A 26,101-nucleotide genomic window follows, 5' to 3' on the forward strand; every position below is an offset into this window, starting at 1 on the left:
AGGCTCGATAAGATCATGCTTATGCTATTTAATGTTCGTTTTCTGAACAGGAGGGAAGGCAATGGCGAGAGGCAAAGAGTTCGAAGAGTCTGTTGTACTGGATAAAGCGATGAGACTTTTTTGGGAACAAGGTTATGAGAAGACGTCTATGACGGATCTGGTTAATCATATGGGAATTCATCGTAAAAGCTTGTATGACACATTTGGCGACAAACATACCTTGTTTCTAAAGTCAGTAGATCTGTATGATCGCAAAATCAGCTCCGCCCTTGTAGCAGGCGTAAAGCGTTCTAAAACGGCAACGGAAGCACTTCAGTTTATATTTCTTTCTTTAATTCATGGAGAGGAATCTCCAGCATCAGGCTGCTTCATTGTTAATTCGACGGTAGAATTGGCGGCACGTGATAAAGACATGAACCACCGATCGACGGAGATGTTTGCAAATACGGAGAAACTAATCAAGGACATTATGGTGTGGGGACAGCAAGAAGGTGAATTCACAACGGAGTACAACGCCGAGGTATTGGCGGAATATCTGCATAACGTAAGCATTGGGTTAAGGGGGATGGCCAAGACTTCGATGACCAAGGAAAAACTGCTTCGTATAGCGATGCTATCCATGGATCTCATACTAAGGTAGTCTATTTGTTACTATTATAGAATGTTCATTCTAATTGATGTTCCAGATGAAACATATTTTATAGAAAAGAGAGGCAGGTCACGATATGAGAAAGACAGTTCTAATCACAGGGGTATCGGGTGGGATCGGTAAAGAGTTAGCAAATCGGTTTGCCAAAGGTGGACATCATATTGTGCTGGTAGCACGAAGCGAGGGTAAAATACAGGATCTAGCTCAGGAGTATCGGAAAAAGTATGGCATTCAGGCGACGGTTATTGCCAAAGATGTAGCAGCACCTGGGGTACCACAGGAGATTTATCATGAGCTGAAGGAAAAGGGCATTGTTGTTGACTATCTTGTCAACAATGCAGTTTCGGTCTGTTCGGGACGTTTATGGAAACGGATATGGAACAAGAAGTTAATATGATTGACGTGAATATCAAGGCTTTAACCGTCATGACAAAGCTATTCTTGCCGGATATGATCCAACGTGGGCAAGGCGGTGTGATGAATGTGGCTTCGTTGGTAGGTTTTTTCCCTGGACCGATGATGTCGGTATATTATGCGACGAAAGCGTATGTACTATCGTTCACTGAAGCTTTGGAGAATGAAGTAAACGGTACTGGTGTTACGGTGACAGCACTGTGTCCAGGTCTGACATCTACCGGATTTGTGGATCGTTCGGGTATGGGTGTCTCGAAGATGTTGCAGGGTCCGATTATGGAAGCTGGACAGGTGGCCGAAGAAGGGTATCGAGGATTTTTACGTGGCAAGACGTTAATTATGCCTGGAGCTCGGAACCGATTCATCGCGTTTATGCCGCGGTTGTTGCCGCGTAAGATGATGACTCGCATAATTAGATCCTCACAGGACAAGACAGGACATTAAACATATAAAGAGGATAAATCAAGTCTTCCTCAAGTCGATCGATACACATTGTCCTTCATCTTGTCTTTTACGACAAACATATACAAAAACAGGAGGGAAGCTGAAAGGCACAAATTGAATTTTCTCCATCTCAAATAACTCAGCTAATTGTTTCCTCATATGAAGGGAGTACTGGTATAAAACTAACGTGCCTCCAGGTCGGAGCGCTGTATGGATCTGTGACAGGATGTTTTGTCTCATTTCTCTGGAAAAATTAAAAAAGGGCAGTCCGCAAATGATGCTATCCAACTGTTGGATATATTCTTGATTGATCCTTTTTAATAGATAGGATGCATTGGAATGGAACATGAATTCAGGATATGTTTTCTTCAGATTACTTCTCATTTTGGGGTCTCTTTCAAATAAAAACACGGTTGCAGATTTCGGTAAATGTGCTCTCATGAGATGTGTGACGGCCCCTGTTCCTGGCCCCAGCTCAGCAATGGTTCTTACCTCATCCCATCGTACAGACTGGACAATTTTCTTAGCCAAATATTTGGAGCTGGGGAGGACACTGCCTACTCGTTTGGGGTTCCTCAGAAATCCTTGCAGAAAAAGAAGTGGTTCGAATGTTTTCATCGCGGTATCCTCCATTATCAATGCTATTGATGTATCACTGGATGTTAGAAGGCAAGCTTAGTTGGAATATAAATACGTTACGCGTATGTTTTAGTGTTAAAGTCCCCTGATGTAAATCCGCAATATTTCTCGCAATAGAAAGTCCCAGACCAGATCCTGATTGAATACCTTCGCTATTCCTCGAATAATCCACCTTATAAAAGCGATCAAACAGTCTGTTTTTTTGTTCTATCGTTAGTGGTATGCCTTTATTCTCTACTTCAATGGTAACGTGATTATGCTGCACACTCATTCGAACATGAATCGTGCCCGGTTTAAAGGAATACTTGAGTGCATTCATGAGGAGATTGTCGATGGCTCGAGCGATCTTATCACTATCCAGGGAAACCATGATTGGAGCATTACCGAGTGTTTTTTCAATACGAATCCCATGCTCCTGAGCTAAAGGTTCGAATTCAAACAACAATTGGTCCAATAGCTGACAGAAGTCAATATTTTTCAAATCCAATTGGGTGTTCACTTCGTTAAGACGCGTATATTCAAATAAATCATCGAGTAACTTCTTCAAATGCGTTGCTTTGTTATAGGTATTTTGGATGAAACGATCATACTCTGCTTTGTCTTGAAATGATTCTGATTTGAGAAGCTCAATATAGCCAATTATGCTGGTAAGCGGTGTACGCAGGTCATGTGAGATGCCAGTGATCATGTCCATCTTGGATTGCTCCAATTCGCGTTCTTTAGCAATCTGTTGCTTTAACTGTTCTGTCATATGATTGATGTTGGAAGCAACGCGTCCAAGTTCATCTTGTCGATTAACGGGCACCCTATAATTCAGATTTCCTTCAGATATGATTTGAAGTCCTTGCTCTAATGTAATGAGATCTCTCACAATTTTTCGTGTGGAAAACAAAAAAAATAACGTGAAAATTACGATAAAGATTGGTGTTAGAACGTAAGGGAAAATGTAGAGGAGCGAAGGCCAATTAAATCTTTCACTAATTTTTGCGGCAGCTATGATCAACATATTATTTACACCCACAGAGCCAACAAACGAAATCAATAAACTGATCAACATTTGATATAGGATGTTAATCTGTATCTTTTTTTTAAAATGTGGTAATCGTTTAATCAATTTTATATCCCACTCCCCATACCGTTTTAATGTAATGAGGTTCCCGCGGATTTACTTCCAATTTCTCTCGCAGGTTACGAATGTGGACCATCACCGTATTATCTGAATACCCGTAAGGTTCTTTCCATACGGTTTCGTAAATTTTCTCGGAGCTAAATACTTGTCCAGGATGGCTGGCAAGCAACACCAGAATGGAGAACTCCAGTGGTGTAAGCGAAATGTCATTATCTTGGAGCTTCACAGAATGTTTACTGGTATCAATGACAAGGTCCTTGATCAGGATAAGTGAATTGGATTCTGGTTTTCCGATCAGTGTTTGACGTCGTAACTGAGCTTTAACGCGAGCCAGCAATTCTAGTGGATTAAACGGTTTGACCATATAATCATCAGCCCCGGTAGTCAGGCCCGTGATTTTATCAATGTCTTCTTCCTTGGCGGATAACATAATAATGGGAGTGGGTGATACTTCTCTTATTTTGAAGCAGGCTTTGATTCCGTCCATGATGGGCATCATAACATCCAGTATTACGAGTTGGACCGATGTTGTTTTGATAATATTTAGTGCTTCCTCACCATTGGCTGCTTCAATGACTTGATATCCTTCGTTACGTAAATAGACATGAATGACATCCCGGATATCGGGTTCATCATCAACAACAAGAACGGTATTCATAATTCAACACTCCTTAAAAATTAGGATAACATCAGTGTAAACGATCGTCCGGAATGTTTAAATTGTTTCCTTTTTGCGACAGACATAAACGAACGCAGAAGGTATATTCAAAGGCACGAATTCTATTTTTTCGATGATAAAGTGTTCGGATAATGTTTTTTTCATTTGAAGTGAATATTGAAAGGCGATGAATAATCCTCCAGGTTTGAGTGCCTTATGGATCTGGTCTACCAACGTATTTCTTAATTCAGGTTCAAAGTTGAAAAACGGCAATCCGCTAAAAATGTAATCCAGTTGCTGAATGCCCTCTTGATTCATAGATTCTACCAATCGAGCGGCGTCTGGATAACAGGAGAACTCCGGGTATGTCGTCTTAAGAGTGTTCCTCATCGTTTCGTTCATCTCAAACAATAGGACTTTGGTGGAATCCTGTACTTGTTGATGAATATAACGAGTGATCGGACCTGTACCCGATCCAAGCTCGGCGACTGTTTTTGCCTCTAGCCAAGAGGCTTGCTTCACCATTTTGCTGGCGAGAAACCGGGAACTGGGTATGATACTGCCGACATGTTTAGGGCTTTGCAGAAAGCTTTTCAAAAATAAAACAGGTTCATTGGAATTCATAGGGTTCCTCCATAATGTGATGGTATGTTATCCAAACCAGTTAGAAATGTAATAAATGAAGCGTAGATAGAATGGGGCCACCGAAGTAAATTCCCGCTGTAAAATACGTTATGGTCCATAACAAAGCACTGGAATAGGAGATAAGAGCAAATTTTCTATACTGCACGCCACTGAGTCCCATCACTAAAGGGAGAATATATCGCACGATTGGAATGAACAAACCGATGCACATCGCCCAATTGCCACTTTTATTCAGAATGAGTTCAGCCTTAACGAAGTGTCTATGATGTTGGAATCTGTGTTTTATCTTGGGTCCAAATAACTTCCCTGCAAAATAAGCAAAGGTAATGGCTGTTAATAGTCCTGATAAAATACAGAAGTATGTGATCCATGAATTGATAACTCCTGTGTGGCTCAAAATGGCACCGCTGATAATCGTGATTTCATTTGGGATTGGAATACCGAAAGGCCCTAATGAGAAGGCAAAATAAAAAATCAGATAACCATACTGATGAAGTAGCTCTAAGATCGTATTACTGATCATTGTTTTGCCTCCTCTCTTGTTGATATAGCAATCTTAATTAAAAAAACTAAGGAATTAATGAGCATAAATCTAAAGAAAATCTAAAGAATACATAAGCAAAGCCAAACAACTTATGTTTAAGAGAAAAAAGCCTTGCCAACGTACTGGCAAGACTTGAACAGGTAGACATATTTAGGAGCGGTGATCAAGTGATATGAATTTCTGAATACCAAATAAAGTTTGCCTCAAAAAGGAACGTATAGGCGAGCTCGAGTTGATTACCTATATCTTTATCTGCAAGGAAGAGGATGATCAAAGAAGAGCCGAGACGTCATAATGACGACTCAGCTCTTTTTTGATGTCCCTGGGGATCAGACTTCTTTGAAATCAGATTATTGTAGGAAGTAGAACCAGTTAAATTTTTTACCAGCAACAAAAAACAAAACAATCCATCCCCATAGAAACAACAAACGTAAAGGTCGTGGAATCAGGAGATATTCTGAGTACAATTTGCTGAAAAGTTTCATTACAGTAGTGACCACCCCTGCTAAGTTACTCCCTTATATCCGCTTTCGAAAGAAAAAGAGACGATAAGATAACCAATATCCCAATAAGTCTGTATACCGTGGCGTAGGCCGCGAAGTAGCTTCTGGCGATTACCAATCCGATGATCGAAATAAGATAATAGCAAAAGACCAAAGGGGATCTTATAACTCAGATGCAGAAACTCCAATAATAACAAAATTAGGTATATTATATCATGATAAACACCAGATCAATAAATAAATCGAACGATATGATGCTGGCATGCCAATATATAGTGTAAGGAGGAGGGGGATAGATAATGAGTGAGCAAGATGAGTACATAGAACTTGTAACGTTAATACGGGCGGGGCATGAAGAAGCTTATGGAGAATTATATGAGAAAACAGTGACGAGGATATATCAAACTGTGCGATTTCTCATCAAGGACAAGTCTGATGCGGAGGATGTAGTACAGGAGATTTACATTCAGGCGTATCGATCATTGGCGCGATATGATGCGGAGCGTGCTTTTCGTCCCTGGTTGATGGGGGTGACGATGCGACAGGTTCAGAGTTATCGACGCAAAAGGTTGATGCAGTTTCGGTTTGGCAAGCGGATCGAAAGATCTGACGTGGGACTAGAATATGATTTTTCCACTGATCTGGTCAACAAACTGGCAAATCGTCCTCTGCTGGAACAGGTGCACCGTTTGCCGTACAAGTTGCAGCAGGTGGTTACACTTCATTATTTGAATGAATACACGCAAGAGGAGATTGCTGGCATATTGGAGATTCCGCTTGGAACCGTAAAATCGCGCATACATGCGGCGCTGGCGAAGTTAAGACAGAAAGAGAAGATGAATCCAAGATTGCGGGGAAAGGTGGAGGATCTGCATGAAACTCGATGAACAGTTGCGAACAGCCTACCAGGAAGAGACCAAAGACTGGTCCGTTCCTGCGAGAATTAAACATAAAATGATGGATGGTATTCGAAGTAATTCGCACATCAGAAGAAATCGAAAAAAATGGCTGATCACTGGACTATTAGCTGTTGTGCTCATTATTCCCACCGGAGCCTACGCAGGATACACCTATCTCGCAGACGGAATATATGGTTCGCAGGAGAATATCAAAGCTATGGGGGGAACAGCTGAGGATTATATGAGGTTGGAAGCAAAGCTGCAGACGGCCAAGGCCCATTTCAGCGAAGAAGAATTTGTTCAATATATGGACTTGCTGAAGCAATTAGGGCAAATGGCCGTGAAGTATGCCGATTCTCAGGGCAATATGTATCCAGAGCAGTGGAGTACAGTGGAGCAGGAACGATATAACCTTCTTGTAGCTGAGCTGGAACCGTTTTTCGAGAAGCTGGAAGCTGTGAGTACTGCTTCACAAAAGGATCCTATGAATGAGCAACAATTCTGGACGGAGCAGTTGGCGCGGGCGGAGGAGATGTTAACTAAAGAGGAGTTTACCGAGTTCAAATCTGTGTATGAACAAATGAAGGCGTATGAAGTGATGGTGGTAGACAAGGATGGAAGCATTCATGATGAGCGCTTGTCAGTGGAACAGAAGGATGATTTGAGGCAATTAAGAGAGCGACTTATTCCGTATTTGGAGAAGTTGGGGCTTGATGTGCGGTGAAGCAAGTGAAATCGGTTTGTACGAGAAGAAGCGGAGAAGTGAATTCTTTCGCTTCTTTCTTGTTGTTGTGATCCATTACTTCCTCCCCTGCACTTTCAGCCGATATTGATGTGGTGTAGAGCCTGTGGTAGTACGGAATACTTTGCAAAAGTAGGAGGGGCTGGTCATACCAACACGGTGACCGATTTCGGGAACGGTGAGCGAGGAACGGGTGAGCAGCACACAGGCATGACGAATGCGGGTGGCTTGAGCATAAGCAACGATTGTGGTTCCGGTCGCTTTTTTGAAAACATGAGACAGATGATAGGGAGATAAATGAAGTGTATCTGCGATATGCTCCAAACGAAAAGGCTCATGGTAATGCTGTTCAATCCATTGCATGATGGCTTCGGCATGAGGTGGAAGAACGCTTGCACTGGACGAGAGTACATCCTGGGAGCGGCGCTGTTGCCCATCTTGCCACAGATAGCGAAGCTGTGCGAACAGATCCAATAAAAAGAGGTGTGTATCCTCTTCTACTTCGTGGGGAAGCAGACCTGGATACGTATCTGCATATTGCTCCATTCGTTGAACGAGTGGGGAAGTGTCAGCAAGTCGGATCGGCTGAATGGGGGATTGCTCTCCCAGCAGATCCTGTATGAAGTAGTGATTCGCCACAAAATGCGACCAAAGTGCCTTCAATATATCAAGCTCAACCATGAGTACATTTCGAATGAAAGGCTGCTGTCTGGATACTTGAATCTGGACGTGATGCAATTGAAAAGGTCGAAAAATCATGAGCATACCAGGTTCAAGGGAGAAAACCTGACCTTCGGTTATCAACTGCCCATATCCTTCATGGATATATGTTATCTCCATCTGCGAATGAGCATGAAACACTTCGCGAAACGTAGTGTTGGATGCACGACGACAGACCAGATTAAATTGTTCTCCCAGAAAGATGGACTTCATCAATGCCTCCCTTATCATGCGCAAGATAGTTTTATTTTAGCACAAGATGAACGCATAAAAGCGCTTTATTATTGTGTATTGTGAAGGGAATAAGGGAGGTATGCAACGATGTTAAAAGTGGCGATTATCGGAGCAGGTGCAATTAGTGGAGCACATATCTCAGCATATTTGGCGTTCCCTGAGCGATGTCAGATTGTTGCTGTGGTCGATATCTACGTGGAAAAAGCACAGAAGCGAATTAATGAATATGGTCTGGAAGGTGCACAAGCTGTCACGGATTACACAGAGTTACTTGCCCTAAACATTGATCTGGTATCAGTCTGTACACCACCGTATACGCATGCTCCCATTGCGTGTGATTTCATGCAAGCAGGTGCACATGTGTTGGTTGAAAAACCGATGGCATCTTCCCTGGAGGAAGCGGATCTGATGTTGAGGGCAGCGCAAGCAAGTGGTAAGTTGTTATCCGTAGTAGCACAGAATCGTTTTACGACACCAATGATGAAGCTAAAAGGTGTGCTGGACAGTAAACGGATGGGACCGATTGTACATGTGCAGGTTGATTCGTTCTGGTGGCGGGGCCACAATTATTATGATCTGTGGTGGCGCGGGACATGGGAAAAAGAAGGCGGAGGCTGTACCCTTAATCATGCGGTGCATCATATTGATGCCATGCTTTGGATGATGGGACCTCCAGTGGAATTACAGGCGATGATGGCAAATACGGCACATGATAATGCCGAAGTTGAGGATATATCCATGTCGATGCTTCGCTTCCAGGAAGGGGCGCTTGGCATGATTACCAGTTCCGTCGTACATCACGGAGAGGATCAGCAGTTAATTTTTCAGGGCAAAGAAGCCCGGGTATCTGCACCTTGGAAAGTCGTTGCTTCTACCGCCCGGAATAACGGATTTCCGGAACCGAATCGAGAGTTGGAACACCAGATTCAGAAGCTCGCTGACGAATTACCAGATGTTATTCATGTCGGTCACGCTGGGCAAGTTGAGAATGTGTTAAATGCTATTGAGACAGGATCTCCCCTTCTGGTGGATGGCCAAAGTGGTCGGAATACGCTTGAACTGATTGTGGGTATCTATAAGTCGGCAAGTACGGGAGAAAAGGTTGTTTTTCCACTTGGGTCGGAAGACGCGTTTTACACAAGAGAAGGAATTATGCAACATGCCGTACACTTTTATGAAAAAAAGACGACTGTGGACAACTTCGAGGATTCGAGTATTACACTCGGGAGCAAGTTGGATTCGTAGTATTTTACGTGAAAAAGATGCTCCTCACATAAGTGAGAATGGGCATCTTTTTTTGTACTAGGTCGATTACACCTACATCACCATAAAAAATAATACCCCCGGTTTTTCCATCCATTTAATTCGCAATCGCTTCAAGATCATAATCTCCATAGTCAGGGATTGGATCGATGAGAGCTACAATCAGTCTCGTAGTCGTGTGAGGGAGAATAGGAAGAATCAGTGCTGTTTTGCTTCAGATTTTGAGTCGGTTGGATCAACAGAAAGAAGGCGCAAATGAAACGCTTTCACATTTAGCGGATTCACGTCATTTGAGACACTCGGAGAAGAAGATGTAGTGGATTGAAAAGCATTTCAAATATGAGATCAAATTGGACCAGATGGCGGCAGATGTTCACCTGTCCAAATCGTATGCTTACCGTATTTTTCATCAAGAGACAGGTAGCAGCATTACGGATTACGTCACAGCTCGAAGGTTGAAGCAGGACTACTTACGCCTTGATATATAATAACATTTTCGGTGGAGGAGATTGGCAGACGTGCCAGATTTCCGAACGGATGTATTTCATCCAGTTATTTCGCAAATCTGCCGGGACGAGCCCGTTGTATTATCGGAAAAAGTTTGAACGGTGCAGTAAGCATTATTTTGAGTTTGCAAAATAATAGCGTTATTACGTCTCTATATATACAATTAGTATTTACCGTTTGAATTAGAAAAATCCCGGATACGGATTGCATTAGCCAATTGCTAAATGCGATACTCCACCTCCGGGATTACACATCGGTAACCTTCAAGCTAAATAAACATTAAGGTTTTCCTCAAGCTGTTACAGCCACTTATCAGCCCAACGTTCCACGGCGCTTAGCGCTCTCCCCAGTTCCGTTCCTTTTCGTGACAACATATATTCAGTCCGAACTGGACGTTCCGTGACCACATGGCGAACCACAAGTCCTTCTTCCTCCAATTCCTTCATTCGCTCATTTAACACACGTTTGCTCAAGTCAGGGATATAAGCGTGAATCTCACTGAAGCGTTTGGGTTCCTCCATCAACGCATGGATAATGAGGGCTACCCATTTTCGGCCAATGATCTGATAAGATTGTTCCACTTTTGTACATATTTGCTTGGCATTCTCATCATCGCTCATGATTGTACTCCTTTGGTTTAGTATTGCTTGTAATATCATTAGTATACTTATTGTAACCTACTTGTCCACAGGCCATATGTGTAAAATGTCACATACCAATTGTTCTTAATGTTACCACATAAAGCGTTATCATCAAATAAAAACCCTATAAACACTGGAGTTCACAGGTTCGACACGATTATTGACGAATTGTGACGACAGGTGTAATATGGGTAACGTTAATTCAAATGGTTACAATTTATAACCTAAACACAGGTTGTGGAGAGAAGGAATGTTCCATGGTTGAATTCAGGCGTGTTATATAAACGGAGGCAAGGCGGGGAACACACCCACTTATTCCGTCTTTTGTCATGCTTGGATTTGAACATTTTGCAACATCATATACTATACTGCACAGATCACAGGAGGCACTCCAATGGATGCAATGACATTTGTCCTGTTCGGGGCAACAGGCGATTTAGCCAAACGCAAGATTTACCCTGCATTATATAACTTGTACATGGATCAGAAAATGCCGAAATCTTTCTCCGTTATCGGATTGGGACGACGTGAATTGTCGGATACGGACTTCCAGGCGAATGTTGAAAAGTCACTGCATGAATTCTCACGTCAGACGCCGGAAGAAGCATCTCAGGTTCGTGATTTCATTGGAGCTTTCCGTTATTGTTCTTTAAATAATACGAAGCTTGAAGATTACACCAAACTGTTGGAACTGGTTCAACAGCGTGAACAAGAGCTTAACATTCCCGAAAACCGCATGTTCTACATGTCGGTGGCACCGGAATTCTTTGAGCCAATCGCATTGAACATTCAAGAAAGTGGCCTGGGTAACACCAAAGGCTGGAAGAAACTGATTATCGAAAAACCATTCGGACACGACCTGCAATCAGCTCGTGATCTGAACGAAAAACTGAGCAATACCTTTGCGGAAGAAGAAATCTATCGCATTGACCATTTCCTCGGTAAACCGATGGTTCAAAATATTGAGACGCTCACCTATGCAAATCCGGTGATTCAGGCGTTGTGGTCTAACCGTTATATTGCCAATGTACAGATTACGGCAAGTGAGACGGTGGGTGTTGAAGAACGTGCCGCGTATTACGACCAAAGTGGAGCCCTTCGTGACATGTTCCAAAACCATATGCTTCAGTTGCTGATGATGATTGGTTTGCATTTGCCAAAACGCTGCACACCGGAAGAAATTCAATTCAAAAAGCAAAAAATTGCTGAGGCACTTCGTCCGTTGACAAAAGAAAATATCGCTTCTGAAGTTGTTCGTGCGCAATATGCAGCAGGTGAGCTGCAAGGTTCCTCGGTTGTTGGATATTTGGACGAGCCTGGTATTCCAGCCGGATCTCAGAACGAGACCTATGTTGCCGCAAGACTTTGGATCGATGATCCATTCTGGAGCGAGGTTCCATTTTATATCCGTACAGGTAAACGCCTGGCTGAGAAATCCACCCGAATCGTTGTTGAATTCAAGTCTCCACTGAAGACCGGTCATGAATCCGAAAACACAACAGAACCTAATCTGCTGACGATTGAAATTGGTCCGGGAGAAAGTATCTCGCTTCAATTAAATGCGAAGAATCCATTGAACCATGGTGAAGTGGAACCAATGCATATGACCTTCAACTCGGGTAAACGTAACATCCCTGAAGCTTACGAGAATCTGATCTTTGATGCGATGCGTGGAGATTCCACCTTCTTTGCACATTGGAATGAAGTGGAGCTGGCATGGCAATGGGTGCAACCGATTCAGGAAGCATTCGAAGCAGGCAGCGTACCACTGGATACGTACAGCGCAGGTTCGCATGGACCAGAGTCAGCAGATCGTTTGACAGCAGCAGACGGCTATCGTTGGTGGTAAGTGAAACAAAAAAGTGAGCACAAGAGAACAGAATAGTAAAGACAACACTACAATCCGTTCTGCTCACAAATAATCATTTGCACAAATCCAAACAAACCTTTCCAAGTTAACAGGATATAGAACGAAATGTTTTATTCCCCTAGAGCTTGTACTCAGGATCAAGTTGGATCGAATGATGCAAAATACTGAGATATACAGTAACTATTACGAATCATACCGTTCCAATTTTGCATAAGTCCTTCCGGTTATTGGCCGGAAGGCCGTGAAAATTTTTGAATATAGATTAGCGGACGCACTGATTTTTTTGCCTAAGTAGCGATGTAGTGTAGGGTACGGAATCGATTCTGTAGAAGCAAAGCGTTCGCCTTTGTATCCAAATTTCATCAATTTAAAGGTTGATGAAAAGAAATTTGGATACAACAGCGATCGAAAGAACGAGCCGTAACCGGAACGGTTGCTGCGAAACGGCAATGTAGTCTGGCGCTCTGCAACAAAATGAAATTTAAACATTGTTCATAACAGGAGGATTTTGAAATGAAACTTGGACTTGTCGGATTAGGAAAAATGGGATTGAACCTGGGTAGAAACCTGATTGATCACAAACACGAAGTGGTTGCTTTTGACCTGAACGCTGAAGCAGTAAATGAAATGAAAGAATACGGCGCTGAAGGCGTATCTTCTTACGCAGAGATGGTGGCTTCGCTCGAATCCCCACGTGTATTGTGGATCATGGTTCCCCACAACGTAGTAGACGCTGTATTGGCTGAAGTTAGCCCATTGTTGTCCAAGGGCGACATCATTATTGAAGCGGGTAACTCCCACTACAAAGAATCCATTCGTCGCTACGAAGAGATGAAACCTAAAGGCATTCATTACATGGATGCAGGTACATCTGGCGGTATGGAAGGCGCACGTAATGGAGCATGTTATATGATCGGTGGAGACCCGGAAGCTTGGGCAATCGTTGAACCTGCATTCAAAGACACTTCCGTGGAGAATGGCTACCTGTATGCTGGTAAAGCAGGCAGCGGTCACTTCCTCAAAATGGTTCACAATGGTATCGAGTACGGTATGATGGCATCCATCGGTGAAGGTTTTGACGTATTGGAGAAAAGTGGATTTGACTTCGACTTCGAACAAGTGGCTCGCGTATGGAACAACGGTTCCGTTATCCGCTCTTGGTTGATGGAGCTGACAGAACGTGCCTTCTCCAAAGATGCAAACCTCGATGAGATTAAAGGTGTAATGCACTCTTCCGGTGAAGGACGTTGGACGGTAGAAACGGCATTTGATCTTCAAACCGCTACACCGGTTATCGCTTTGTCCTTGCTGATGCGTTATCGTTCCCTGGAAACAGATACATTCACAGGTAAAGTGGTAGCAGCATTGCGTAATGAATTTGGCGGTCATGCAGTAGAGAAAAATTAATTTTATATATAACTGTTAACATATGATGAACATCGGGTAATGACTTATATCGTGTTTACGAATTCATCAAGTGGAGGGAACATATCATGAAATTTTTCTTGGATACAGGGAATGTGGAAGAAATCAAACGGATCGAACGTCTGGGTCTGGTGGATGGAGTCACGACTAACCCGTCTTTGATTGCCAAAGAAGGTCGCGTATTTAAAGAAGTCATTCAGGAGATCTGTGGCGTTGTTAAAGGCCCGGTCAGTGCTGAAGTCATCGGTCTCAAAGCCGAGGATATGTTGAAGGAAGCTTATGAAATTGCAGAATGGGCACCAAATGTAGTCATTAAATTGCCGATGACCGAAGATGGGCTGTACGCTTGTCATGAGTTGACGCAAAAAGGGATCAAAACCAATGTGACGCTGATTTTCTCCGCAGCACAGGGCCTGATGGCGGCGAAAGCCGGTGCAACCTATATCAGTCCATTCGTTGGTCGCTTGGATGATATTGCGGTGGATGGTATGAAATTGATTCGTGATCTGCGTCTTATTCTGGACATGTATGATCTGCCTTCCGAGATTATCGCAGCAAGCATTCGCAATATCAAACATGTAGAGGATGCAGCCCTTTCCGGTGCGCATATTGCCACCATTCCGGGTTCGCTTCTGCCGACACTTTGGAAACACCCACTTACGGACAGCGGAATTGAACGTTTCCTGAAAGACTGGGAATCTGTTCCGAAATAAAAGGATAGACCTGGCCTGAATCTTTGGGTGGTCTGAACATAAAACCTTTCGCCTTGCAGAGTAATTTGCGGGTGAAAGGTTTTTTTATCTCTGTTTATGTAGTATCCGATTCGAGGTTAGTTTAACCAATGAGGAGTACTTGTCCCTTTCATGTTGTTGTTACTTTCTGTCCAGTGTCCACGTACTGTCCTTCTTTTTCGGGACAACGGTGCATAAGGTTAACATATAGCCTATAGCTCATCCCGTAGGGGAGGGACACTTCGATGATGAGAAGAAAATGGCGAAGCCGGAGACGCCGTAAGCCGCCAAGCGGCAAACGCAAAATGTGGTTGATCATTTTATTGGTCACCGCGTTTTGTTTGATGCAGGGCTTTGCTTATGTGGATAAAAAGATGAAGCCCCCCATCATGCACTTGGCCAAGATTAGAGTGAAGCAGATTGCAACTGAAGCGATCAACAAGGCGATTACAGCACAGGTTGCCGATGGCAAAACCAACGAAGGATTGATTGACTGGAAGACGGATACCGCCGGGAAAGTGTCCGGTTTCATGCTGAACTACAATGAACATATGCGAATCACTGCAAGTACGATGAATATTGTGCAATCCACGCTGCAGAATGTACACATGTTAAAAGAAAAAATCCCGCTGGGGCAGGCGCTGGGCAGTCCGGTGTTGGCTTCATTTGGCCCGAGTATACCGGTCCGTATTGAGCCCCAAGGCGCTGTCAAAGTGGATCTGAACACCCGTCAACAGAATGCGGGTATTAACATGATTTTGGTGGAAGTGTACATTCACATCATTGCTGAGGTTGCGGTCGTGGTACCCTTCGACATGGAACCCGAAACGGTCGATACGGAAATCCCGATTTCCTACCTTCTGGTTGTTGGGGATGTGCCAATGTATTATTACGATAATCAGGGCAAGCCAGTGGGCAGTAACGGCAGTAATGCCCCAGCTATTGCGCTGCCATCAGGTCATACGGGTGTATCAAGCGGTAATGGAGTAACTACGAATCCCCCTAGCCAGAATCAGCAACAAACGCCGTCAGACCATTTGCAAGGGAATGAACTTGAAGAAATTGAACCGGATGATCTGCCTGATGTGAATGGGGGATTACAGCTCAATAAGGACGCGCACCCATGATACACACAAATTTGAATTGTAAAGCAAAGAAAGGGGCCTCTATTAAAGAGGTCCCTTTTTCGAATACTTATCGTGCATATCCTCGTCTCACTTACTTTTCTTGTTCTTTTGTTTGCGTTCATCCTGTTCCCAATGTTTCAGTTGTGGATAAGGGTCGAACGACCATTCGTGCAGTCCGCTGTCCCGGTAGATACCATAGTGCAGATGCGGAGGAAATTTGCCCTGTGTTCCAGGTTTCCCGTAACCCGAACTGCCAACCCAACCTACGACCTGACCGGGGATAACCACTTCACCGATGCGTGCACTTTTGTCAAAACCCGAAAGATGGGCGTAATAGTGATAATGGTTGTTCAAATCCCGAATTCCGATGCGCCAGCCGCCAAACGGGTTCCAGCCTTTGATCTCCACGACACCGTAACAGGTACTGCGTACAGGCAGGCCATGCGGAGCGAAAATATCTGTTCCCTCATGAATGCGATAACCGCCCCAGCTTCTTTTTGTCCCCCAGGTACTGCGATAGGAGTAGTTGGTTCCGAGCGGGACCGGAAAGGCATGTCCGAACAGATCCAGATTGTCAAAATGCTCATATAACTTCGCGAATTGCTGTATCCGTTGCACAGCACGGGAGTTGTGATAATATTCCCACAAGGCAATGTTGAAGTCCTCTTGTTTGTTCCCGTAACCTTGAATAACAGAAGCCAAGCTGTACAGCACATCCTGATCATTGTTGGCGTCTGCTATACCGTCTCCTGAACCATCACGTCCATATCCTTTGAAAAAAAGAATGGATTCGGGATGTTGATCCGTCTCATCGGGATTTAGCCATCCTCTCCAGGCCGGAGGGGTCATGAAGATACCCGTAAGCCGCTCTGGATGCTTACGATCCTTTGGGTGTGCGCGAGTAATCGTACGTTCATACTGATCAATGGCGGCAAGCCTGTACCAGGGAATCTGAGTCATCTGACCGATGGTTTCATATAAATGGCGACGTGCAGCGAAAACTTCTGCGGGTTTTAACTCGGTAGCCTGTGGTTTGGGAGCGGCCTGGGCGGGTTCACCGTAAACTTCAACAGGCAAGAATGGGAGAAGCAGAGTACCTGCAAGTAATGTTTTGATCCAAAAGCGGTACGTGTGCCTGAAGGTCAAGCGTTGTTGCACTGGGATGCAGCCCCTTTCCATTAGAATGATACAAGGTACCCGATGAACCAAGCTAAAGGTTAGCGTTCTTCAAAAGTTCTCATTTTATCCATGTAAGCTCTTGGGGGGGAATCCAATTATACAAATTGTCCATATCGGGCATGAATGCACAAGATGTGACAAATGGGGGTTTTTCCAGCGCTTTCATGGTATAATATGTTCCGAGCAACAGCCTAACTTCAGTAGAAAGAAGGTTTATGCATTGGCTAAACGTGTTAAAGAACCGAAGCCGGATTGGATTCGGATCAAATTGACAACCGGCGATAACTATCAGGAAATGAAAACGATGATGCGTTCCAAAACGCTGCATACGGTATGTGAGGAAGCGCGGTGTCCGAATATTTATGAATGCTGGGCCAATCGAACGGCCACTTTTATGATTTTGGGCGACATTTGCACAAGGGCATGCCGTTTTTGCGCGGTGAATACAGGCTTGCCAACGGAGCTTGATTTGCAGGAACCAGAACGTGTGGCGGAAGCAGCAGAGCAGATGAATCTGCAACACTGTGTAATTACAAGTGTAGCTCGTGATGATCTGAAGGATGGAGGAGCTACGATTTTTGCAGAGACGGTGAAGGCCGTACGGCGGCGGTTGCCATTGTGCAGCGTTGAAGTTCTCATTCCAGACTTTCTGGGTAATCGGGAATCTTTGCAGATTGTAATGGATGCCAAACCGGACATTCTGAATCACAATATTGAGACGGTTGAGCGGTTGTCAGACAAAGTGCGTGCCAAGGCAAAATATAAACGTTCACTGGAATTGCTTGCTCGTGCCAAAGAGATGCAACCTAACATCCCTACGAAATCAAGCATTATGCTCGGTGTAGGTGAGGAATATAATGAAATTTTATCAACAATGGATGATCTTCGTGCGGTGAACTGTGATATTATGACGATTGGTCAATATTTGCAGCCATCGGAGAAACATCTGTATGTTGAAAAGTATTATCCGCCAGAGGAGTTTGCTGCATTGAAACAGGAAGGATTAAAACGTGGGTTCAGCCACGTCGAATCCGGCCCGATGGTACGCAGCTCCTACCATGCGCATGAACAGGTGAAATCGGCTACCAAACATGCTGAACAGGCGGCAACACACGCGTGATGGAGGATACCGGATTGGAAGAAGAAAAAATCACAGAACAGATTCAGGACCAACTTCAGGAGCAGATCCAGGAGCCGGTTCAGGAATCAGTTGTTGAATCAGTTGAGGAAAAGCCCAAAGAACCGATCATTGTACAGATCGGCGGCAAAAATTATGAAATCGTCCAGAACCACAAAGAGGGCTGGAATCCAGAGGTTTTCCGTGATCGTTACAGTGAAGTGCTGGAGCGTTATGATTATATTATCGGAGACTGGGGTTATAGCCAGTTGAGGTTAAAAGGTTTTTACCGTGATAACCATCCAAAAGCAACGAAGGATTCCACAATCGCCAGTATGGTGGATTATATCAATGAATATTGTAACTTTGGCTGTGCGTACTTTGTGCTTCAGAAGAGCAAGGATCAGCCTCAAGCCAAAGCAAAAAGCGGTTCCTGAGAAGGACCGCTTTTTTGGTGTGTTATTTTAGTCAAGAAATGCCGTGCGAACCCGGTTCCAGAATGGATAAGGGCGGAAACGTGCAAAACTGACCTTGTGACTGGATACCTGACAACGGACGGAGATCAGATCCTCCACCATCACATTCACATGATCAATCGTCATCAATAACCGCTGATCCTTGCGGGAGAAAATATCACAATGATGATGCTTGGGCAAAATAACCGGTGAACCAAGTGTACGATAGACCCGGTTATTAATCGATGCAATCTCCGCAATCTGAATCGCCTCGATGGTTGGATGAACCATGGCACCGCCAAGGGCCTTGTTGTATGCCGTGCTGCCTGATGGCGTGGATACACAGATGCCATCCCCACGGAACATCTCAAATGTCACATCGTTAATATCGACCTGGGCTACGACGGTACCGTCTACACCTTTTAACGTAAATTCATTAAGGGCGATGTAAGAGGAATTCCCCGACTTTTTACGAATCTCAAGCTCCAAGAGTGGGTATTGTACAATACGTGGTTTGAGACGCTCCGGATCTCCCTTGCCACTCATCAGCCTGACTAACTCCCGTAATTCTTCCTTCTTCCAATCGGCGTAAAAGCCGAGATGGCCTGTATGAACCCCAACAAAAGCAATATCCGGAATACGGTCGATGAAATTGTGAAATGCCTGTAGCATCGTACCATCGCCCCCGATGGAGATAACAATCTCCGGCGATTCTGCATCCAGCTTGAACCCTTCTTCCTTCGCCAGCGCATGAAACTGCTGACTGAGATCAATCGATAACTGGTCTCCGCGGTCTTGAACATAGTATCTCAAGATGAAAGCTCCTTTGTGGTCATTATACTACCGATGATAATCAATTCCGCGGAAGAACACAACGTTTGGGCGCATATTCCGTTAAATATAGATGAATCGTTCACTTATTTTTTGGCATGTCGTCTAGGCTTGAGAATGGAACTTAATATTGCAAGGAATAACAACAACACGATGAGGCTTACAAAAACAATCATTCCGGATAAGAAAATCAGTCCCCAGTCCGGTGTATACGTTGATAACGATGGGATGAAACCGGGCTCCATGAGAACGGGTGAAGAGGAATGCCCCATCATGGGTGTCCATAACAGCAGGACCAGCACAGGTGCGATTAGCGCATGGATTGCTCTGGCAAATAGAAATGGACCGTATCTCATGGGTGTGTTGCTAAGAACACTCATAATCTGTGCATGGACGGATAATCCGCCCCAGGAGAGAACAAAGGCTGCTGCTGCCACTTTATAGACGAGTGGGATGGATGCCCCGGCACTCCCAGCCTCTTTGTTCCCCAGCGTTACTTCAAACAGCCCACCGACCAAGCTAGGAGATAAGGATGGAGGCAGTCCGCTATGTCGTAACAATTGCTCGGTTATCCCGTATAATCCGCCAAGCCAACCAGTCTGGACAAGTAGCTCCATCATGACCGAGAAGAATACAACCAGCCCTCCTACGATAATAATAAGGCGAAGGGATGAGGAGACTGCCTGGCGCAGCAGTTCACCGAATGCCCGTCCGTCAGCTTTTCTTGCTTCATGCATCGCATAGATGGCCCGGACCAGTTTGTTTCTAGGTATCCCCTTCGATGGAGATCCAAAAGAACTGTCTGGGTGTGAGCCTTTTGCTGTACCCCCGTGAAAACGCATGAGCATACCCACCAGAAAAGCTGCAGCGTAATGGCTCGCAACCAATACTGGAGCAATGGCGACATTATGGAAGAATCCAACCGATACCGCTCCAATCATGAAGATCGGATCGGATGATGTAGTGAAGGCAACGAGCCGTTCTCCTTCTTCCCGGGTAACCAGCTTTTGTTCCCATAACTGAGCGGTCAGTTTCGCCCCTGTAGGATAACCGGATGCACAGCTCACGGCAAATACAAAACCACCGCTTCCGGGAACACGAAACAATGGACGCATCAGTGGATTCAGCAAGGTACCTAGAAAATGAACAATGCCAAAGCCGAGCAGCAGCTCGGACAGCACCAAAAAAGGAAAAAGGGAGGGAAACAATACGTCCCACCAGATGGACAGTCCGCGTACACCTGCATGCCAGGTTTCCGCTGGATACAAGACCATTAACACACAAAGGGTCAGGAGAGCGAGTGTGACCAGGACATGGGTGAGTCGTTGTGAAGCAGCCATGAATTCTTCTCCTTTATTTTTGGAATGGTCGGTGTGCGGAAGTCTGTGGTGTTATTGCCATCAATATATGAAAAAAAGTGGACAAACAGTACAAAATTATACGTAGAAAGCGCTTGCAAAAGTGGCTGTGTTTTTGAGTGATGTGTGCTAAAATGAGAAAAACGCCTGAACGTCACCTAATTGTCTCCAAGGTGGAATTCAATTCGGATGGAGTGATGATCATGAGTCTTGTCACCGGAATCCTGGTCTGTGCTTTTGTATATGTGATACGTGCCTCGCTGGTACGCTCTGAGGAAGAGGACTGGCGGAGTTATTAATGAAATATCTAGTGCGCCAACCCAAGCGGTTGGCGCTTTTTTTGTGTTACATTTTGAATAAGGTCCTATACACAGATGACAGGTTACATGTCCTGATGATTTCATGTTATATAGGACTTTTTGGTTTTTTTTGATAGAATGGAGATAAAGGCTTTTGTGGCCTGGATATTGTTACTGTTTTCACAATGTTCACGGAACGTGTAATATATGGCAAAATTCGACATCAGAAAGGGGAATCAGACGAATGAATCCCAGTTTGAGTATTTATGACAATCTTGGCGGTGAGAAAGGTGTTCGCGCATTGGTCGAGGCTTTCTATCCGATCGTTCAGCAGAATGAGCAGCTGGCTCCGCTTTTCCCGGAAGATATTCAGCCGGTCATCGACAAGCAGTATATGTTTTTGTCTCAGTTTTTTGGAGGACCAGGGCTGTTTTCCGAGGCGTTTGGACATCCGATGATGCGTGCCCGTCATATGCATTTTGAAGTGACTGTTGAACGGGCTGAGGCGTGGCTTGCATGTATGGATCAAGCCTTAACACAGATTGGTGTGGAGGAGCCCTTGCATTCGTTTATCCTGCAGCGTTTATCCGGGCCTGCACATCATTTTGTGAATACACCGTAGATCCGAATATGATTATAAGCGTACGGGAGAGGGATGGAAGAGATTGGAATTAGAGCCGCTGTATAAGGTGAAAGTGACCTGCCATTATTGCGAAACCGAGTATGAAACCTCACGGGTAAGACCGAGTTTGAAAAGGCCCTACCGGACGGATTCGGATTTTTGTGCTTACTACAAGCTGGAGAATCCAGATTTTTATGTGGTTCGCATCTGTCCGCAGTGCGGGTTTGCCACGACGGAGAACGCAACGGAGCATTTAAATGATGCTCAGCGCAAGGCTTTTAAGGAACAGATCGGTAACCGCTGGGTTAAACGTGATTATAGCGGAGCACGAACACTGGAACAGGCGTTGGCAACGTACAAGCTTGCCTTGCTGTGCGCACAGGTTATCCGGGAGAAAGATCGTGTCGTCGCTGGTCTGTTGCATCATATAGCTTGGTTGTATCGTTATATGGAGGACCATGCACAGGAACATCGTTTTCTTGAATTTAGCCTGGAAGCCTATGTGAAGGTGTTCGAACGTGAAGGAACGGGTGGCAATGAAGCCAAACTGTTGTATTTGCTCGGGGAATTGAACCGCAGGGTAGGCCGGTTTAATGAAGCAGTGCAATGGTTCAGCAAGGTCATTCATGACAAGCGGATCACAGATGCGGCCATGATTCGTGCTTCAAGGGAACAGTGGGCTGTGCTGCGTGAGCAGATGATTTCAAGTAAGTTGGAACTCCCTGAAGAGATGCTGGAAACAGACAAAGAGGCTGCGAAGCGCAGCCCCCTCTAGGTTGATCTTACATTAGTTACGGACAGGACGGCTGGATAACAAATAGTCACTGTCGTTGTCGATCACGGTCATGCTTGTATTACAGCAGGGAAAGACCAGTAATTTCTTTTTGCCTTCGCGAATGAGCACAAGCTCTTTGGGTTTGAGGGGGAGCAGCACGTTGCTTGCGTGACAGTAGGGACATTGCTGTACATAGATGTCTCCCATCACAATATCGTAAGGCCAGCTGTTCTCAAACGGAATCATTCTTGTTCGCCTTCTGGTGCGGAAGGTTTGGAGGTTTCTTGTTTGGCGAGTTCCGCAATCTTCTGCATCAGGATATGTTGGGGCATGTGCATCAGGTGCTCCAAAGGTACGCCTAATGATTCTGCTAATTTGACGGCTGTATCAGCCGATACTTGTAAAGGTTTCATACGTTTACCTCCTGAAAGTTACTATGAATACATGTTCAAAAAGTCTGGTTTTCAGTACCGAGAAGATGGAATGAAGCTAGAAATGGAGTAGCGGAGCGTAGGCAAACTACGTGAGCAACGGACATTTCGGCTGAATTTCATATTCGATGCTGATGATGCCGTTAGGCATGATTCGTAATCAAAAGTGGACTTTTTGAACCACCTCTGTAGCTATTTCTCTAGTATAGAGATATGGCTCACAGAAAACCAGTTTTTAATTCAATCCTAACCATCCAATTTATAGAGAGAGGTGCCTTATTAAATGAAAACACCATTACACCCCGTATGGGATCTGGAGTCCATTTTTAGTGGAGGTTCTTCCTCCGAGACATTTGCTGCGTATCTGATTGAACTGGAAGAGGATGTACGTAAACTGCAACATCTGTTGAACGAAACAGCTGCACCGAGTTCATTAGAAGAGACGGCTGCATTTGATCCGATTTTGGAACTGCTGCAAAGCTGTTATATCCGCATATCGGAAGGATCTGCGTTTGTATCCTGCCTCTCATCGCAAAACCAGAAGGACAAAAAGGCAACGCAGCTTCAAGGCGCCATCAGTTCCCTTGGTGCGATGCTGAACGGCAGCAAATCGAAGTTTGATAATACACTCAGTCAGACATCAGATTCGGTGTGGGACGCTTGGATTGCTCGGGAAGATATTCAGCCGCTGGCATTTGTACTGAACGAGAGTCGCACGCTGGCTCGTGAGAAGCTGTCGCCTGAACTGGAAGGCCTTGCACTGGATCTGGGTGTGGATGGTTACCATGGTTGGGGCAAATTCTATAACACGATTGTCAGCAAGGTGAACATTCCATTTGAGCAAGATGGGGAAACGGTGATGCTCTCCGCAGGACAGGCTGCCAACAAGCTGAGCGATAGTGATCGGAATGTACGCGAGACGGTATTCGCAAACTGGGAGCAAGCTTGGACCGATGTCGAAGATTTCTGCGCTGACACGCTGAATCACCTCGCGGGATTCCGTCTGAAGTTATATGAGAAACGTGGCTGGCATGATATCCTCAAAGAACCCCTGGCCATCAACCGGATGTCACGTCAGACACTGGATACGATGTGGGATGTGATTAACGGTGCCAAACCTGCGCTTGTTCAATATCTGGAGCGCAAGGCAGAACTGCTGGGGGTAGACAAGCTCAGCTGGAGCGACGTAGATGCACCTGTAGGTAAATCAAGTGGCAAAATCACTTACGATGAGGCAGCCATCAATATTGTTGAACAGTTTGCCAAGTTCAGTCCTAAACTTTCCTCGTTTGCAGAGATGGCTTTTGAGAAACGCTGGATCGAAGCAGAAGACCGTCCTGGCAAGCGTCCAGGCGGATTCTGTACGTCTTTGCCACTTAGCAAAGCAACCCGAATTTTCATGACCTTCTCCGGGACACCATCTAATGTGTCGACTCTTGCGCATGAACTTGGGCATGGATATCATCAACACATTATGGAAGAGTTGCCTGCATTGAATCAACGTTATGCGATGAATGTGGCTGAGACAGCGTCCACGTTTGCTGAACTGATTGTAGCAGATGCCCTGGTGCAGGCGGCAACAGATGAGCAAGAGAAGCTGGCTTTGCTGGAAGACAAGATACAGCGAAGTGTGGCTTTCTTTATGAACATCCATGCCCGGTTCCTGTTTGAGAATCGTTTCTACGAACAACGCAAAAAAGGCTTGGTCAACGCGGATGAATTATCCAAATTAATGGTGGAGGCGCAGCAGGAAGCGTTCTGCGGTGTGCTTGCATCAGATCATCCTCATTTCTGGGCATCCAAACTGCATTTCTATCTGACAGGTGTGCCATTCTATAATTTCCCATACACGTTCGGTTATATGTTCAGTGCGGGAATCTATGCAAGAGCGCAGCAGGAAGGTACAGCATTTGCAGATAAATATGATGATTTGTTGCGGGATACAGGGCGTATGACGGTCGAAGAACTTGCTCAGAAACATCTGGGTACGGACCTGACACAACCGGAATTCTGGCAAAATGCTGCGGACTTGGTTATTGCCGATATTGAGCAGTTTCTGCAGATGACAGCAACCGAAAAATAAGTTGAATATAATAGGTTGAATATATATAAAAAGGCTGCAATTCCGTGTTAACAGACACAGGATTGCAGCCTTTTTTTGTACAGAATCCTCATTTTCGATTCTCGAAGATTTTGTCGTAATTAATTGAAAAAGCTCAGTTTAAGGGAGCGGAATGGCAATTAATTGTGCAAATCATAGTTAGAAATACCCAACTTTGCCGTTCTTTGTTGAATGAGCACATATGATGTCATATAATGAGTCGTAAGTCCTTGCTGTATAGGACTATAAGCATATAAGGAGAGTGTTAATATGAAAATTGATGAGCTTTCATTAGCGAGACAGTTGGATCTGGTATTCAAAGAACTTGATAATGAGTTATCAGGGTTAGATTCAGGGGTAGTTTTTGTGCAAATACGAAACAACGTAATTGGGAAGTTCGGTATTCGACATAATCCGATAGCTGGACGAGATGGGCAGATGGATGTGGAGGAAGGGGGGCTAAACGTAACCCAGAGAACTTCTTTCCGGGCGATGGCGCTGGAGACGTTGAAATTCAAACGTAATTGGACGCATGGCGAAATATCGTACGACTTCACAGTAAGACAAGGTATGATTTTGGTAGATGCAACGATGGAGTCTAATTACAATATGGCGAGCCTGATGATTCGTTACCCTAGAACCAATACATACAAGGATTCAGATATGGAGTCGACCTCCTAATTAGTTGCACAAGAGAAAGCGGCACTTCCGAAGAAGGCCGCTTTTACTTTTGGATTCTGCTTAGGCTCAAGCAATAATTACGAGCTTACGAACGACCCGATAATTGCTGCTCAGCGATTTGCACCAGACGTTTAGTGATGTATCCACCCAGAGAACCTGTCTCACGGGAAGTATAGTTACCGTAGTAACCATCTTGTGGAATAGTTACACCCAGCTCTTGAGCAGCTTCAATTTTCAATTGTTGCAATGCTGCTGTTGCTTGGGGAACGACCAGGTTGTTGGAGCGGCTACCGCTACCTTGGTTTTGACTTCCGTACATATGTGTCACCTCCTTATGGGTTGGTGATGTTAGTATGGTTAGAGAATACGGAAATATACATGATATGGCGTAAGGGAAAATATGGATAACTATCAGTGCACAGGACACATAAAAAAGCCGACCCAATGCGGGTCGGCAAGTTGTATTTG

Annotated in this window: 31 protein-coding genes; 18 read left to right on the forward strand and 13 right to left on the reverse strand. The window is 44.7% G+C overall.

Annotated features, from left to right (window positions below; genetic code table 11):
• Nucleotides 1–61: 61 nt before the first annotated feature.
• The 3 genes from MHI01_RS23865 (at nucleotide 62) to MHI01_RS23875 (ending at nucleotide 1,507) form a co-directional block, all read left to right on the forward strand.
• Nucleotides 62–640 carry a TetR/AcrR family transcriptional regulator gene (locus tag MHI01_RS23865; RefSeq protein ID WP_340984266.1) on the forward strand — a complete coding sequence of 193 codons (579 nt, stop codon included), beginning with the start codon at nucleotides 62–64 and terminating at the stop codon, nucleotides 638–640.
• Nucleotides 641–725: 85 nt separating this feature from the next.
• Nucleotides 726–1,046, forward strand: coding sequence for an SDR family NAD(P)-dependent oxidoreductase (locus tag MHI01_RS23870; protein WP_340984267.1), 321 nt, complete (start codon nucleotides 726–728; stop codon nucleotides 1,044–1,046).
• Nucleotides 1,025–1,507, forward strand: coding sequence for an SDR family NAD(P)-dependent oxidoreductase (locus MHI01_RS23875; RefSeq protein WP_340984268.1), 483 nt, complete (start codon nucleotides 1,025–1,027; stop codon nucleotides 1,505–1,507). The genes MHI01_RS23870 and MHI01_RS23875 overlap by 22 nt, the downstream gene beginning before the upstream one ends.
• 18 nt (nucleotides 1,508–1,525) lie before the next feature.
• Here MHI01_RS23875 and MHI01_RS23880 read toward each other — a convergent pair whose 3' ends face one another.
• Genes MHI01_RS23880 through MHI01_RS23900 form a run of 5 tightly spaced genes read right to left on the reverse strand, consistent with a single transcriptional unit; the run spans nucleotide 1,526 to nucleotide 5,101 of the window.
• Nucleotides 1,526–2,140 carry a class I SAM-dependent methyltransferase gene (locus MHI01_RS23880; protein ID WP_340984897.1) on the reverse strand — a complete coding sequence of 205 codons (615 nt, stop codon included), beginning with the start codon at nucleotides 2,138–2,140 and terminating at the stop codon, nucleotides 1,526–1,528.
• A 19-nt stretch (nucleotides 2,141–2,159) separates the two neighbouring features.
• A complete protein-coding gene (locus tag MHI01_RS23885) occupies nucleotides 2,160–3,203 on the reverse strand; it encodes a sensor histidine kinase (protein ID WP_340033064.1) in 1,044 nt (347 codons plus the stop codon).
• Nucleotides 3,204–3,252: 49 nt separating this feature from the next.
• Nucleotides 3,253–3,933 carry a response regulator transcription factor gene (locus tag MHI01_RS23890; RefSeq protein WP_340984269.1) on the reverse strand — a complete coding sequence of 227 codons (681 nt, stop codon included), beginning with the start codon at nucleotides 3,931–3,933 and terminating at the stop codon, nucleotides 3,253–3,255.
• A gap of 57 nt (nucleotides 3,934–3,990) precedes the next feature.
• Complete coding sequence (locus tag MHI01_RS23895; RefSeq protein WP_127548142.1) at nucleotides 3,991–4,557, reverse strand: class I SAM-dependent methyltransferase; 567 nt, start codon at nucleotides 4,555–4,557, stop codon at nucleotides 3,991–3,993.
• Nucleotides 4,558–4,597: 40 nt separating this feature from the next.
• Nucleotides 4,598–5,101 (reverse strand): DedA family protein, encoded by a 504-nt coding sequence (locus MHI01_RS23900; protein ID WP_127548144.1) that lies wholly within the window; start codon nucleotides 5,099–5,101, stop codon nucleotides 4,598–4,600.
• An 823-nt stretch (nucleotides 5,102–5,924) separates the two neighbouring features.
• On the opposite strand from MHI01_RS23900, the gene MHI01_RS23905 reads away from it, so the two are divergent.
• Both MHI01_RS23905 and MHI01_RS23910 read left to right on the forward strand, forming a co-directional pair.
• Nucleotides 5,925–6,512, forward strand: coding sequence for a sigma-70 family RNA polymerase sigma factor (locus MHI01_RS23905; protein ID WP_127548146.1), 588 nt, complete (start codon nucleotides 5,925–5,927; stop codon nucleotides 6,510–6,512).
• Complete coding sequence (locus MHI01_RS23910; protein ID WP_127548148.1) at nucleotides 6,499–7,248, forward strand: DUF3600 domain-containing protein; 750 nt, start codon at nucleotides 6,499–6,501, stop codon at nucleotides 7,246–7,248. Before MHI01_RS23905 ends, MHI01_RS23910 begins: the two co-directional genes overlap by 14 nt.
• A 75-nt stretch (nucleotides 7,249–7,323) precedes the next feature.
• On the opposite strand, the gene MHI01_RS23915 is transcribed toward MHI01_RS23910, so the two are convergent.
• The gene (locus tag MHI01_RS23915) at nucleotides 7,324–8,199 is read right to left on the reverse strand and encodes an AraC family transcriptional regulator (RefSeq protein ID WP_340984270.1); all 876 of its coding nucleotides are present in this window, start codon (nucleotides 8,197–8,199) and stop codon (nucleotides 7,324–7,326) included.
• Between the two features lie 108 nt (nucleotides 8,200–8,307).
• On the opposite strand from MHI01_RS23915, the gene MHI01_RS23920 reads away from it, so the two are divergent.
• Nucleotides 8,308–9,465, forward strand: coding sequence for a Gfo/Idh/MocA family protein (locus MHI01_RS23920; protein ID WP_340984271.1), 1,158 nt, complete (start codon nucleotides 8,308–8,310; stop codon nucleotides 9,463–9,465).
• A gap of 377 nt (nucleotides 9,466–9,842) precedes the next feature.
• Complete coding sequence (locus MHI01_RS31030; RefSeq protein ID WP_143781133.1) at nucleotides 9,843–9,971, forward strand: helix-turn-helix domain-containing protein; 129 nt, start codon at nucleotides 9,843–9,845, stop codon at nucleotides 9,969–9,971.
• Nucleotides 9,972–10,289: 318 nt separating this feature from the next.
• Here MHI01_RS31030 and MHI01_RS23925 read toward each other — a convergent pair whose 3' ends face one another.
• Nucleotides 10,290–10,610 (reverse strand): winged helix-turn-helix transcriptional regulator, encoded by a 321-nt coding sequence (locus MHI01_RS23925; RefSeq protein WP_036605715.1) that lies wholly within the window; start codon nucleotides 10,608–10,610, stop codon nucleotides 10,290–10,292.
• Between the two features lie 415 nt (nucleotides 10,611–11,025).
• Between MHI01_RS23925 and zwf the strand changes: the two genes are divergently transcribed.
• The 4 genes from zwf (at nucleotide 11,026) to yunB (ending at nucleotide 15,784) form a co-directional block, all read left to right on the forward strand.
• Entirely contained in the window at nucleotides 11,026–12,480 is a 1,455-nt protein-coding gene (zwf, locus tag MHI01_RS23930) for a glucose-6-phosphate dehydrogenase (protein WP_074096395.1), read from the forward strand.
• A 534-nt stretch (nucleotides 12,481–13,014) separates the two neighbouring features.
• On the forward strand, nucleotides 13,015–13,908 hold the full coding sequence (gene gnd, locus MHI01_RS23935) for a phosphogluconate dehydrogenase (NAD(+)-dependent, decarboxylating) (RefSeq protein WP_017692367.1): 894 nt from the start codon (nucleotides 13,015–13,017) through the stop codon (nucleotides 13,906–13,908).
• Nucleotides 13,909–13,994: 86 nt separating this feature from the next.
• Nucleotides 13,995–14,639, forward strand: coding sequence for a fructose-6-phosphate aldolase (gene fsa, locus MHI01_RS23940; RefSeq protein ID WP_036605718.1), 645 nt, complete (start codon nucleotides 13,995–13,997; stop codon nucleotides 14,637–14,639).
• A 263-nt stretch (nucleotides 14,640–14,902) separates the two neighbouring features.
• The gene (gene yunB, locus MHI01_RS23945; RefSeq protein ID WP_051446910.1) at nucleotides 14,903–15,784 is read left to right on the forward strand and encodes a sporulation protein YunB; all 882 of its coding nucleotides are present in this window, start codon (nucleotides 14,903–14,905) and stop codon (nucleotides 15,782–15,784) included.
• 87 nt (nucleotides 15,785–15,871) lie between these two features.
• On the opposite strand, the gene MHI01_RS23950 is transcribed toward yunB, so the two are convergent.
• Nucleotides 15,872–16,942: a M23 family metallopeptidase gene (locus MHI01_RS23950; RefSeq protein ID WP_339195450.1), complete on the reverse strand. Its 1,071-nt coding sequence runs from the start codon at nucleotides 16,940–16,942 to the stop codon at nucleotides 15,872–15,874.
• Nucleotides 16,943–17,183: 241 nt separating this feature from the next.
• Between MHI01_RS23950 and lipA the strand changes: the two genes are divergently transcribed.
• Together lipA and MHI01_RS23960 are read left to right on the forward strand one after the other, a co-directional pair.
• A complete protein-coding gene (lipA, locus tag MHI01_RS23955; protein ID WP_340984272.1) occupies nucleotides 17,184–18,083 on the forward strand; it encodes a lipoyl synthase in 900 nt (299 codons plus the stop codon).
• Between the two features lie 14 nt (nucleotides 18,084–18,097).
• On the forward strand, nucleotides 18,098–18,517 hold the full coding sequence (locus MHI01_RS23960) for a YutD family protein (RefSeq protein ID WP_340984273.1): 420 nt from the start codon (nucleotides 18,098–18,100) through the stop codon (nucleotides 18,515–18,517).
• Between the two features lie 27 nt (nucleotides 18,518–18,544).
• On the opposite strand, the gene MHI01_RS23965 is transcribed toward MHI01_RS23960, so the two are convergent.
• Nucleotides 18,545–19,348 carry an NAD kinase gene (locus tag MHI01_RS23965; RefSeq protein ID WP_036673293.1) on the reverse strand — a complete coding sequence of 268 codons (804 nt, stop codon included), beginning with the start codon at nucleotides 19,346–19,348 and terminating at the stop codon, nucleotides 18,545–18,547.
• A gap of 104 nt (nucleotides 19,349–19,452) precedes the next feature.
• The gene (ylbJ, locus tag MHI01_RS23970; protein WP_340984274.1) at nucleotides 19,453–20,706 is read right to left on the reverse strand and encodes a sporulation integral membrane protein YlbJ; all 1,254 of its coding nucleotides are present in this window, start codon (nucleotides 20,704–20,706) and stop codon (nucleotides 19,453–19,455) included.
• Nucleotides 20,707–20,858: 152 nt separating this feature from the next.
• Between ylbJ and MHI01_RS23975 the strand changes: the two genes are divergently transcribed.
• From MHI01_RS23975 to MHI01_RS23985, 3 genes are all read left to right on the forward strand, one after another.
• Entirely contained in the window at nucleotides 20,859–21,023 is a 165-nt protein-coding gene (locus MHI01_RS23975) for a hypothetical protein (protein ID WP_155984997.1), read from the forward strand.
• Nucleotides 21,024–21,267: 244 nt separating this feature from the next.
• Nucleotides 21,268–21,645 (forward strand): globin domain-containing protein, encoded by a 378-nt coding sequence (locus tag MHI01_RS23980; protein ID WP_036605723.1) that lies wholly within the window; start codon nucleotides 21,268–21,270, stop codon nucleotides 21,643–21,645.
• Nucleotides 21,646–21,688: 43 nt separating this feature from the next.
• Entirely contained in the window at nucleotides 21,689–22,420 is a 732-nt protein-coding gene (locus MHI01_RS23985; RefSeq protein WP_036605724.1) for a DUF2225 domain-containing protein, read from the forward strand.
• A 12-nt stretch (nucleotides 22,421–22,432) separates the two neighbouring features.
• On the opposite strand, the gene MHI01_RS23990 is transcribed toward MHI01_RS23985, so the two are convergent.
• Nucleotides 22,433–22,666 carry a hypothetical protein gene (locus MHI01_RS23990; protein WP_017692378.1) on the reverse strand — a complete coding sequence of 78 codons (234 nt, stop codon included), beginning with the start codon at nucleotides 22,664–22,666 and terminating at the stop codon, nucleotides 22,433–22,435.
• Entirely contained in the window at nucleotides 22,663–22,833 is a 171-nt protein-coding gene (locus tag MHI01_RS23995; RefSeq protein WP_074096390.1) for a YycC family protein, read from the reverse strand. Before MHI01_RS23995 ends, MHI01_RS23990 begins: the two co-directional genes overlap by 4 nt.
• 301 nt (nucleotides 22,834–23,134) lie before the next feature.
• Between MHI01_RS23995 and MHI01_RS24000 the strand changes: the two genes are divergently transcribed.
• Nucleotides 23,135–24,934 (forward strand): M3 family oligoendopeptidase, encoded by a 1,800-nt coding sequence (locus tag MHI01_RS24000; RefSeq protein WP_340984275.1) that lies wholly within the window; start codon nucleotides 23,135–23,137, stop codon nucleotides 24,932–24,934.
• Nucleotides 24,935–25,222: 288 nt separating this feature from the next.
• Nucleotides 25,223–25,633 (forward strand): O-methyltransferase, encoded by a 411-nt coding sequence (locus MHI01_RS24005; protein ID WP_282320259.1) that lies wholly within the window; start codon nucleotides 25,223–25,225, stop codon nucleotides 25,631–25,633.
• Nucleotides 25,634–25,718: 85 nt separating this feature from the next.
• Here MHI01_RS24005 and MHI01_RS24010 read toward each other — a convergent pair whose 3' ends face one another.
• On the reverse strand, nucleotides 25,719–25,952 hold the full coding sequence (locus MHI01_RS24010; RefSeq protein WP_047841310.1) for an alpha/beta-type small acid-soluble spore protein: 234 nt from the start codon (nucleotides 25,950–25,952) through the stop codon (nucleotides 25,719–25,721).
• Nucleotides 25,953–26,101: the final 149 nt, after the last annotated feature.

It is taken from the genome of Paenibacillus sp. FSL M7-0656 (assembly GCF_038003225.1).
GTDB classification, from domain to species: Bacteria; Bacillota; Bacilli; order Paenibacillales; family Paenibacillaceae; genus Paenibacillus; species Paenibacillus amylolyticus.